The following is a 9,880-nucleotide window of genomic DNA, read 5'->3' on the forward strand; positions in this document are numbered from 1 at the left end:
CCCCATGCGCCGGACCGCGTAAGCCGCGTCCGGCGATCCTGCGTTCGAGGGACATCCATCCGTGATCGAAAGAAACTGGAACGAGCTCATCCGTCCCGAGAAGCCGCTGATCGAGACCGGCCAAGATGCGAACCGCAAGGCGCGTCTGGTTGCCGAACCTCTCGAGCGCGGCTTCGGCGTGACGCTGGGCAACAGCCTGCGCCGTGTTCTTCTATCCTCGCTGCAAGGCGCCGCTGTGACGGCCGTGCAGATCGACGGTGTGGTCCACGAATTCTCGTCGCTGGAAGGCGTTCGTGAAGACGTCGTCGACATCGTCCTGAACATCAAGCAGATGGCGCTGCGCATGCACGCCGAAGGCCCCAAGCGCATGACCCTGCGCGCCACGGGCCCTGGCTCGGTGACCGCCGGTCAGATCGACGCCGGTTCGGACATCGAAATCCTGAACCCCGACCATGTGCTCTGCACCCTGGACGACGGCGCCACCGTGCGCATGGAGTTCACCGTGCAGAACGGCAAGGGCTATGTCCCGGCCGAGATGAACCGTCCGGAAGACGCGCCCATCGGCCTGATCGCCGTGGACAGCCTCTATTCGCCGGTCAAGCGCGTCGCCTATCGCGTCGAGCCGACCCGTCAGGGCCAGAGCCTCGACTACGACAAGCTGATCATGGAAGTGGAAACCAACGGCGCCGTGTCGCCGGTGGACGCCGTGGCCTATGCCGCCCGCATCCTGCAAGACCAGCTGCAGATCTTCATCACCTTCGAAGAGCCGAAGAAGAAGGTCGAAGGCGAAGCCAAGCCGGAACTGCCGTTCAACCCGGCGCTGCTGAAGAAGGTCGACGAGCTTGAGCTCTCGGTCCGTTCGGCCAACTGCCTGAAGAACGACAACATCGTCTATATCGGCGACCTGATCCAGAAGACCGAGGCGGAGATGCTCCGCACCCCGAACTTCGGCCGCAAGTCGCTGAACGAGATCAAGGAAGTGCTCGCGGGCATGAACTTGCATCTCGGCATGGACGTGCCGAACTGGCCGCCGGAAAACATCGAAGAGCTGGCGAAGAAGTTCGAAGACCAGATGTAAGACGGACTACGCGCCGACTCCGGGCCGCTTCTGCGGTCTGGGCCCGACGAAGCCGCAACAGCGGTGAAGGGCCCCGGCGCATCGCGTTGACCCAAGCGGGAGCTGTTTGGGACTGATCAGGTAGGAGGCCTGCCGGCGAGCGCCGGGGCCTCAAAGCGGGCCGGTTGGCTCAGGAGACTTCATATGCGTCACGGAAAAGCCCACCGCAAACTCGGCCGCACCAGCGCCCACCGCACCGCCATGTTCGCCAATATGGCGGCGAGCCTGATCAAGCACGAGCAGATCGTGACAACCCTGCCGAAGGCCAAGGAGCTCCGCCCCGTGGTCGAGAAGCTCATCACCCTGGCCAAGCGCGGCGATCTGCATGCGCGTCGTCAGGCGATCAGCACCGTCCGTGACGTGGAACAAGTCGGCAAGCTCTTCGCCGTGCTCGGCCCGCGCTACAAGGATCGTCAGGGCGGTTACTGCCGCGTCCTGAAGGCCGGCTACCGCTATGGCGACAACGCCGCGGTCGCCGTGATCGAGTTCGTCGATCGTGACCCGGCTGAAAAGGGCAAGGACTCCGGTCCGGTCCAGGTCGCCGGCGGCTTCGACGACGAATAAGGCTTCCAGCCTCGCAGAGTTTCAGAGCCCCGGACGGCGACGTCCGGGGCTTTTGCGTTTTCAGCCCTCCCGGACCTTGATGCGCCCTGGTGGCTGACGGCAGGGTTGTCGTGACGCCTGGACGGGCGGCGCGGGAGGGATCATGCGAGCTTGGGCGATCGTTTTGGGGGTGCTGCTGTTCGGCGGGGTGGCGCGGGCGGCCGAGGCGCCTGTGCGCTACCAGCTGACGCCCGTCGTCGTGAACGGCGCGCTCACCGCGCTGGCCGTCAAGCTGGATTTCAAGGGCGATCCCGACGGAGAGACCGGGCTCGACCTGCCCGATCACTGGGCCGAGGCCGAGAACCTGTCGCGGCTGATGTCGCGGATCGAGGTCAAGGGCGGGACCCTTGAGCCAGGCCAGGGGCCCGCTCGGCGCCTGCGCCACCGCCCGGGCGCCCAACTCGAAGTGTCCTATCAGATCGCGGTGATCGGCGACGCCGACCCCGGTCGTGACCATCCCAAGGGCGAGCCCGTCGTGCGGCCGACCTGGTTCATGGCCCATGGCGAGGGTGTCTTCGCCACGCCAAGCGGGCGGCAGGCGGCTCCCGCCCGGTTCGCCTGGGGCGCGCGACCGGCCGGCTGGACCCTGGCCTCGGATCTCGATCACTTGGCGCGGCGCCCGGGTCGGGTCTCGGACATCGTCGACAGCGTCGTCGTGGGCGGCGAGCACCTGTCCGTCGTGGAGCGCCACCTGGGCCGTGCGCCTCTGCGGGTGGCGGTTCTGGGGCAGTGGCCATCGGCGCCGGAAGCCCTGGCCGACATGGCCGCCCGCATCATGACCGCGGAGACCGCGTTTTGGCGCGACGCGCCATCGCCGTTCCTGATCACCCTGACGCCGCTGTCGGGCGGACAGGGCGGATCCTATTCGACCACCGGCACGGGCAAGGGCGACGCCTTCGCGATAGAGTCGACGACCAATCGGGACCCGGCCCAGGACCCCCACTTCCTCGCCCACGAATATATGCACACCTGGATCGCCAATCAGGTCGGCGGCCTGTCGGAGCAGGACGAGGCGCGGGACTACTGGTTCAGCGAGGGATTCACCGATTTCTATGCGTCGCGCATCCTCCTGCGCGCCGGCATCTGGTCGCTGGAGGACTTTGCGGGCCGCTACAATGAGGTCCTTGCGCGTTATGACGGCTCGCCGGCGCGGAATTTCACCGCCGATCAGGTGATGGCCGCGTTCTGGACGAACCAGAACGCGCAACAGTCGCCCTATGACCGTGGGCGGCTTCTGGCCGTGATCTGGGACCGGGCCATCCGGACGGCCAGCGGCGGCCGTCTGTCCCTCGACGACGTGATGCGCCGACAGCTCGCCGCGGTGCGGACCGGCGGGGCCAAGGGGACCGGGGCAAGTCTGTTCCCGGCGATGATGAGCGCCACGGCGCCGGGGCTCGCGGTCGAGGCCGATCTCGCCCGCCACGTCACCCGGGGCGACACCGTGCGCCTGCCGTCCGATGTGTTTGGGGCCTGCCTCACTGTGAGCGACGTGACGATCCCCGTCTTCGACCGAGGGTTCGACGGCGAGACCAGCGCCAAGACGGGTGTGATCAGCGGCGTCGATCCCGCCGGCCCGGCCTACGCGGCTGGGCTGCGGGACGGGATGAAGCGCCTGGGTCGGGTCGGCGGCACGGAGGGCGACAGTCGCGTGGCGATCGCCTACCGCGTGGCGGCGGCGGATGGCGGCGAGCGTTTGATCCAGTACCTGCCCGCCGGCCGGGCGACCTTCCAGCTTCAGACGGTCTCGGTTCCGCAGAGCCTTAGCCCGGCGCAGCGGGCGGCCTGTGTGCGGGATCTTGGCGGAACCTGAGCCGTCAGGTCTCGGGCCTGTCATCGAGATCGTCTAAGGAGACCCGATGCGCCTCCTGCTTCTCCGCCTGCTCACCCTCCTGTGCCTGATCGCTGGCCCCGCCGTCGCGGCCGAGCGTCCCCTGACCATCCTCATCTCGATCGACGGCTTTAGGGCCGACTATCTGGATCGCGGGGTGACGCCGGAGCTGTCGGCCCTGGCGGCGCGCGGGGCGCGGGCGGGGGAGGGCATGAAACCGTCCTTTCCCTCCCTGACCTATCCGAACCACTACACCCTGGTCACCGGCCTGCGGCCCGATCACCACGGCATCGTCGACAATGTGATGGTCGACGCCGCCCGCCCCGGCCAGACCTTCCGGATGGGGGCTAAGGGGATCGCCTGGGATCGCTTCTGGTGGGACCAGGCTACGCCGATCTGGGTCACCGCGGAGCGCGCCGGGATTCGCACGGCGACCATGTTCTGGCCGGGGTCCGACCTGGATGTGCAGGGCGTGCGACCGCACGACTGGCGGATGTTCGACAAGAACGTCCTGGCGCCGGCCCGGGTGGATCAGATCCTGGCCTGGGTGGATCTTCCGCCCGCCGAGCGGCCGGGTTTCATCACCCTCTATTTCGACGACGTCGATACCGCCGGACACTATTTCGGGCCGGACAGTCCCGAGCTCAATCAGGCTGTGACCCGCGTTGACGCCCAGATTGGCCGCCTCGTGGCCGGCCTCAACGCGCGGGCCGTGCCGGCGAACCTCGTCGTGGTCGCCGACCATGGCATGGCGTCAGTGTCGAAGGACCGCATTATCTACATGGATGACCTGGCGCCCGCGGAGACCCTGAACGTCATCACCATGGGCTCGTCCATGGATCTGTTTCCCGTGGCGGGCCACGAGGCGGAGGTGCGACGCGCGCTCATCGGGCGGCACGCGCACATGACCTGCTGGTCCAAGGCGCGGGTCCCCAGGCGGCTTGGCTTCGGAACCAATCCGCGCATTCCGCCCATTGTCTGCCTGGCTGAGACGGGCTGGATGATCGAGACCCATGCGGGCAACGCCAAGACGCCGATGATCAACAAGGGCGCCCATGGCTTTGATCCCGATGACCGCGCCATGCGCGCCCTGTTCGTGGCCGCGGGGCCGGACATCCGGCCGGGCGTCGTCCTGCCGGTGTTCGACAATGTGGATGTCTATCCGCTGCTGGCCCGGCTCATCGGAGTGACGCCGCTCAAGGGCGACGGGCGCCTGGCGCCGCTCAAGGCCGCACTCGCCCATTGAGCACAACCTTGGCGGAGGGCATGCTCAGGCCATGGACGACGCCGAGACCCGCCTTGAAGGCTTCATCGCCAGGTTCTCAGACCCTGTCGCGGCCCAGGCGCGCGCGGCGATCGCCGCCATGCGCGCCCGCCTGCCCGGGGCGGTGATCCTGGTCTACGACAATTACAACGCCCTGGCGGTGGGCTTCGGCGCGACGGAGAAGCAGTCCGGGCTGGTGTTCTCCATCGCCGTCTATCCCCGCTGGGTCAGCCTGTTCTTCGCCCGCGGCGTCCAGCTCTCCGATCCCGAGGGCCTGCTGAAAGGGGAGGGCAGCCGCGTGCGCCATATCGTGCTGGAGGAGACTGCGACCCTCGACGCGCCAGGCGTCCGCGCCCTGATGGATCAGGCGCTCGCCCTGGCCGATCCCCCCATCGATCCCGACCGTGCCGGGCGGGTGATCATCCAGTCCGTGTCGGCCAAGCAACGCCCCCGTCGGCCGGCTTGACATAGTTGCGAAAAATGGCAAATATTATCACATTGAGGAATTAATCGCCGCCGATCAGGAGAGACGGGGATGTCGCGTCGGCCCAGCATGACACCGGTGATCTGGTACCGCGATCCGCGCGCGGCGATCGCTTGGCTGGAACGCGCCTTCGGCTTTGAGAGCCTGATGATCGTTGATGATGGCCAGGGTGGGGTGGCGCATTCGGAACTCGGCCTGGAGGGCGGTGTGGTGATGGTGGTCGGCCCGCCCCGTGGCCACGCCATCAGTCCCGCCCAATTCGGCGGGCGCTCCACTCAGTCCGTCCATGTTCAACTGGCCGAGGGCCTGGACGCTCACTACGCGCGCGCCCATGCGGCCGGCGCCCGGATCGAACGGGAGCCGGAGACCCAGCCCTATGGGGACCGGGTCTACACTTGCTTTGATCCAGAGGATCATCCCTGGTCCTTCGGCCAGACCCTGGTCGCCCTGACCGCGGACCAGATGGCCGAGGCCACCGGTCACACCATCACCACCAAACTGGAGGGCCTGTCATGACCCGCACCCTGACAGCCGCTGTGTTCTACCGCGATCCCCGGGCCGCCCTGGATTGGCTGGCGAAGGCCTTCGACTTTGAGCTGGCGATGCTGCTGGAGGACGCTGAGGGCAATGTCGCGCACTCGCAGATGGCCTTCGGCGACAGCCGGGTGATGGTGGGGTCGGAGTGGTCCGCCGACCATCAGAGCCCGGCCTCTCTGGGCGGCCGCAACACCCAGACCGTCCACATCGAGATCGATGAGGATGTCGACGCCCATTGCGCGCGGGCGCGCGCGGCCGGGGCGGTGATCCTGGAGGAGCCGGAAACCCAGTTCTATGGATCACGCACCTATCGTTGCCTTGACCCCGAGGGGCATATCTGGACCATCGCCCAGCCGGTCCGCGCGGTCAGCCGCGAGGAGGCCGAGGCCGTCACGGGCCTTAAGATCACCGGGTGGGAATGACCGCCGTCGCCCTCGATCGCACCCTGGCGGCCCTGGCCGATCCCTGCCGCCGGCAGGTGGTCGACCTGCTGGCCCGGGGCCCGCACTCCGCCGGCGACCTCGCCCGCGAGGTCGGGGTGCCGGCGCCGGCCATGAGCCGTCACCTGAAGGCCCTGAAGGACTCCGGCCTGGTGGAGGACAGCCACCCGGCCTTCGACGCCCGTGTCCGTGTCTATGCCCTGAGGCCCGAACCCATGGTCCAACTTCTGCGCTGGCTGGAGGAGTCCGAGCGGCTCTGGAGCGAACAGCTGCTGGCCTTCAAGGCCCACCTCGAGCGCGAGGCGTGAGCTCCAAGGTCTATGTCGCCCTTCGGGTGAAGGCGTCGCCGGCCCGCGCCTTCGACGCCTTCGTGGGCGAGATCGGCGTCTGGTGGCGGCCGAACATGCTGTTTGCGACCACGCCGCGCGCGCCGGGCAGCCTGGCCTTCGAGCCGGGGGAGGGCGGTCGGCTCACCGAGACACTCGCCAATGGCAAGGTGTTCGAGATCGGTCGCATCCTGGCCTGGGCGCCGCCGGAGCGCCTGGTGTTCTCCTGGCGCCAGGCGACCTTTCCGCCCGACCTCGTCACCGAGGTCGAGGTGCGCTTCGAAGCCGTGGGCGAGGAGACCCGGGTCAGCGTCGAGCATCGCGGCTTCGACCGGATCCCGCAGGACAACGTCGCCCGGCACGGATTCCCGGACCAGGCGCTTGGCATGCGTCTGGCCGAATGGTGGCGCGATCTGCTGGGCGGCCTCGACCGATCGATCCGTTGAGCGGCTTGCGCCAGTTCTTGCTTTGTTTCATGCTGCTCGCGAGGGGACCCCATAAATGAGCCAATCCGATCCCGCGCCGGCGGCCGGCCGCAGCGCCGCCTTCCGCTTCATCTTCGCCTGCGCCCTGATGAATGCGGTGTCGTTCGGCATCATGATCCCGGTGCTGCCCAACCTCATCAAGCAGTTCGCCGGCGGCGACACCGCGCACGCCTCCGAGATCAACGTGGTGTTCTCGGTGACCTGGGGGCTGATGCAGTTCTTCTGCGGGCCGATCCTGGGCATGTTGTCGGACCGGATCGGCCGCCGCCCGGTGCTGCTGATCTCGTTCTTCGGCTTGGCGGTCGACTTCCTGTTCATGACCTTCGCCCCGACGCTCGCCTGGCTGTTCATCGGCCGGATCATCAACGGCATGACCGCGGCCAGCTTCTCCACCGCCAACGCCTATGTGGCCGACGTCACCCCGCCCGAGGCGCGGGCCAAGACCTTCGGCATGATGGGGGCGGCCTTCAGCTTCGGCTTCCTGATCGGCCCGGTGATGGGCGGATTCCTCGCCGGCTCGGCCATGCAGCACCTGCTGGGGAACTTCGCCCTGCGGCTGCCCTTCCTGGTCGCCGGGATCCTGACGGCGATCAACTGGCTCTATGGCTATTTCATCCTGCCGGAATCCCTGCCGATCGAGCGCCGCATGACCAAGTTCGACTGGACGCGGGCCAATCCGGTGGGCTCGCTGGGCTTCCTGAAGGCGCATGGGGCGCTGCTGGGCCTGGCGACCACCGGCTTCCTGTTCCAGCTGTCGCACACCGTCCTGCCGTCGATCTTCGTGCTCTATGCCGGCTACCGCTATCACTGGGGGCCGGACATTGTGGGCCTGACCCTGCTGCTCACCGGCCTGTTGGGCATCCTCGTCCAGACCCTGCTGGTCGGCCCCGTCGTGGCCCGGATCGGCGAGCGCGGCGCGCTCTTGCTGGGCACGCTCGGCGGGGCGCTGGGGTTCGCCCTCTACGGCTTCGCGCCGAACGGCTGGGCCTATGTCGCCTCCGCGCCGGTCTTCGCCCTGATCAACTTCACCCAACCGGGACTCCAGGGCCTGATGACCCGCCGGGTCGGGCCCCAGGAACAGGGCCGACTGCAGGGCGCGAACCAGAGCCTGCAGGGCATCGCCTCGATCACCGGGCCGCTGGTGTTCGGGGAATCCTTCGCCTGGGCGATCCGGCATGACGCGGTGCTGCACGCGCCGGGCCTGCCGATCTTCATTTCCGCCAGCCTGATGCTGATCGCCTTCTTCCTGGCGGTGAAGGTCGGGCGGCCCATGGCCGCGGCGAGCACGCTCGCCTAGGGGAAGCTTTCGCGCTTGCCACAACCCGAGGGGCGGATAGGATCGGCGAATGGAAATGACGACGACTGACGGGACCATGGCGGCCTAAGCACGGGGCCCGCCGGCGCGTGACGCCCGGCCAGACCCCTTCGCCCCTCTCCGATCCGTTCCGCCTGCGCCTGGCGCGGGCGCGTCGAGTGTTTTCCATGCCCCCTTCGTCGTCGTCCCCACCGGGGGAGTTCGCGCCTCCCGCCGCCCGTCAGGCCGGACTGCCCTTTATCGCCATCACAATCTGCCTCGACGTGGTGTCCCACTCGATGGTGTTTCCCGTGCTGCCCAGGCTCGTGGAGGGGCTGGTGGGCGGCCAGGTCGCCTCCGCCGCCCGCTGGGTGGGGGTGCTGGTCGCCGCCTGGTCGGTGGCCCAGTTCTTCGCCGCGCCGGTGATCGGCATGCTGTCGGACCGTTTCGGCCGGCGGCCGGTGATCCTGATCTCGATCTTCGGCCTCAGCCTGGACCTGGCGATCATGGCGCTGGCCCCGACGCTCGCCTGGCTGCTGATCGGACGGATCCTCTGCGGTCTGACCGCCGGGGCCCAAGGCGCGGCCATGGCCTATGTGGCCGACATCACCCCCCAGGAGGACCGCGCCAAGAGCTATGGCTGGCTCAACGCCGCGGCCTGGACGGGGGTGATCCTGGGCCCGGCGGTCGGGGGGCTGATGGGGGCTGTCGACCCCCGCGCGCCGTTCTGGACCGCCGCCGCCGTCGCGCTCGCCAATGGGCTCTACGGCTTGCTGGTCCTGCCGGAATCCCTGCCGCGGGATCGCCGCGCGCCCATGCGCTGGGCCAAGGCCAATCCGATCGGCGCCCTGGGCCTGCTGGTGTCGCGGCCTGGCCTGCCGGTGCTCTCGGCGGCCCTCCTGCTCATGTGGTTCGCCATGTTCGCCATGAACAGCGTCTTCGTGCTCTACACCGCCTATCGCTACGCCTGGGACCCCATGGCGCTGGGCGTGTTCTGCAGCGCGCTCGCCGCCGTCAATATCGTCGTGACCAGCCAGCTGTCTGGGCGGGCCGCCGCCTGGTTCGGCGAGCGGCGCACCCTGCTGTTCGGCCTGGTTGCCCAAGTGATCGGTTTCGTCGCCTGTGGGCTCGCGCCCAATGGCGTGCTGTTCTGGATCGCCAACATCCCCATGACGCTGGCCAACATCGCCGGGCCCGCCCTCCAGTCCCTGATGACCGCCCGTGTGGATGCGGACGAGCAGGGGCGGCTGCAGGGGGCGATGGGGGGCGTATCCAGCCTGACCGGCCTGTTCGGCCCCATCGCCTTCACCCAGATCTTCGCGCTCGCCATCGCCGGGGGCAGGGGGCCTGCCTGGTCGGGGGTCACCATCCTATTCGGCGCGGCCCTGAGCTTGATCGCCTGGCTGCTGGTGGCCATCTACACCCGCGAGGCGGGACCCGGCCCGGATCCCGCTTAACGCCCGCCATCATTGCGCCCGAAACCTCGGCTGTGCTTAAGGCCA

At 68.3% G+C, this 9,880-nt stretch carries 11 protein-coding genes; all 11 read left to right on the forward strand.

Annotated elements, in window-relative coordinates; all coding sequences use genetic code 11:
* The first annotated feature begins 61 nt into the window (after positions 1 to 61).
* The 11 genes from MQH10_RS03235 to MQH10_RS03285 all read left to right on the forward strand — a co-directional run bounded on the left by MQH10_RS03235 (position 62) and on the right by MQH10_RS03285 (position 9,835).
* Positions 62 to 1,078 carry a DNA-directed RNA polymerase subunit alpha gene (locus MQH10_RS03235; RefSeq protein ID WP_242562629.1) on the forward strand — a complete coding sequence of 339 codons (1,017 nt, stop codon included), beginning with the start codon at positions 62 to 64 and terminating at the stop codon, positions 1,076 to 1,078.
* A gap of 183 nt (positions 1,079 to 1,261) precedes the next feature.
* Entirely contained in the window at positions 1,262 to 1,681 is a 420-nt protein-coding gene (gene rplQ, locus MQH10_RS03240) for a 50S ribosomal protein L17 (protein WP_242562630.1), read from the forward strand.
* A 142-nt stretch (positions 1,682 to 1,823) separates the two neighbouring features.
* Positions 1,824 to 3,530: a M61 family metallopeptidase gene (locus tag MQH10_RS03245; RefSeq protein ID WP_242562631.1), complete on the forward strand. Its 1,707-nt coding sequence runs from the start codon at positions 1,824 to 1,826 to the stop codon at positions 3,528 to 3,530.
* Between the two features lie 46 nt (positions 3,531 to 3,576).
* Positions 3,577 to 4,794, forward strand: a complete 1,218-nt coding sequence (locus MQH10_RS03250; protein ID WP_242562632.1) for an alkaline phosphatase family protein — start codon at positions 3,577 to 3,579, stop codon at positions 4,792 to 4,794.
* Positions 4,795 to 4,825: 31 nt separating this feature from the next.
* Positions 4,826 to 5,278 carry a DUF1801 domain-containing protein gene (locus MQH10_RS03255; protein WP_242562633.1) on the forward strand — a complete coding sequence of 151 codons (453 nt, stop codon included), beginning with the start codon at positions 4,826 to 4,828 and terminating at the stop codon, positions 5,276 to 5,278.
* Between the two features lie 69 nt (positions 5,279 to 5,347).
* The gene (locus MQH10_RS03260; protein WP_242562634.1) at positions 5,348 to 5,812 is read left to right on the forward strand and encodes a VOC family protein; all 465 of its coding nucleotides are present in this window, start codon (positions 5,348 to 5,350) and stop codon (positions 5,810 to 5,812) included.
* Positions 5,809 to 6,255, forward strand: coding sequence for a VOC family protein (locus MQH10_RS03265; RefSeq protein ID WP_242562635.1), 447 nt, complete (start codon positions 5,809 to 5,811; stop codon positions 6,253 to 6,255). The genes MQH10_RS03260 and MQH10_RS03265 overlap by 4 nt, the downstream gene beginning before the upstream one ends.
* A complete protein-coding gene (locus MQH10_RS03270; protein ID WP_242562636.1) occupies positions 6,252 to 6,581 on the forward strand; it encodes an ArsR/SmtB family transcription factor in 330 nt (109 codons plus the stop codon). Before MQH10_RS03265 ends, MQH10_RS03270 begins: the two co-directional genes overlap by 4 nt.
* Positions 6,578 to 7,045 (forward strand): SRPBCC family protein, encoded by a 468-nt coding sequence (locus MQH10_RS03275; RefSeq protein WP_242562637.1) that lies wholly within the window; start codon positions 6,578 to 6,580, stop codon positions 7,043 to 7,045. The genes MQH10_RS03270 and MQH10_RS03275 overlap by 4 nt, the downstream gene beginning before the upstream one ends.
* A 55-nt stretch (positions 7,046 to 7,100) precedes the next feature.
* Positions 7,101 to 8,381, forward strand: coding sequence for a TCR/Tet family MFS transporter (locus MQH10_RS03280; RefSeq protein ID WP_242562638.1), 1,281 nt, complete (start codon positions 7,101 to 7,103; stop codon positions 8,379 to 8,381).
* Positions 8,382 to 8,566: 185 nt separating this feature from the next.
* On the forward strand, positions 8,567 to 9,835 hold the full coding sequence (locus MQH10_RS03285) for an MFS transporter (protein ID WP_242562639.1): 1,269 nt from the start codon (positions 8,567 to 8,569) through the stop codon (positions 9,833 to 9,835).
* Positions 9,836 to 9,880 lie beyond the last annotated feature (45 nt).

Source organism: Phenylobacterium aquaticum (assembly GCF_022695515.1).
Lineage (GTDB): Bacteria > Pseudomonadota > Alphaproteobacteria > Caulobacterales > Caulobacteraceae > Phenylobacterium > Phenylobacterium aquaticum.

What these genes read in the sequence shown, in the direction of transcription:
- rplQ (WP_242562630.1), top strand. Translation starts at nt 1,262, where the DNA reads ATGCGTCACGGAAAAGCCCACCGCAAACTCGGCCGCACCAGCGCCCAC.
- MQH10_RS03245 (WP_242562631.1), top strand. Translation starts at nt 1,824, where the DNA reads ATGCGAGCTTGGGCGATCGTTTTGGGGGTGCTGCTGTTCGGCGGGGTG.
- MQH10_RS03250 (WP_242562632.1), top strand. Translation starts at nt 3,577, where the DNA reads ATGCGCCTCCTGCTTCTCCGCCTGCTCACCCTCCTGTGCCTGATCGCT.
- MQH10_RS03255 (WP_242562633.1), top strand. Translation starts at nt 4,826, where the DNA reads ATGGACGACGCCGAGACCCGCCTTGAAGGCTTCATCGCCAGGTTCTCA.
- MQH10_RS03260 (WP_242562634.1), top strand. Translation starts at nt 5,348, where the DNA reads ATGTCGCGTCGGCCCAGCATGACACCGGTGATCTGGTACCGCGATCCG.
- MQH10_RS03265 (WP_242562635.1), top strand. Translation starts at nt 5,809, where the DNA reads ATGACCCGCACCCTGACAGCCGCTGTGTTCTACCGCGATCCCCGGGCC.
- MQH10_RS03270 (WP_242562636.1), top strand. Translation starts at nt 6,252, where the DNA reads ATGACCGCCGTCGCCCTCGATCGCACCCTGGCGGCCCTGGCCGATCCC.
- MQH10_RS03280 (WP_242562638.1), top strand. Translation starts at nt 7,101, where the DNA reads ATGAGCCAATCCGATCCCGCGCCGGCGGCCGGCCGCAGCGCCGCCTTC.
- MQH10_RS03285 (WP_242562639.1), top strand. Translation starts at nt 8,567, where the DNA reads ATGCCCCCTTCGTCGTCGTCCCCACCGGGGGAGTTCGCGCCTCCCGCC.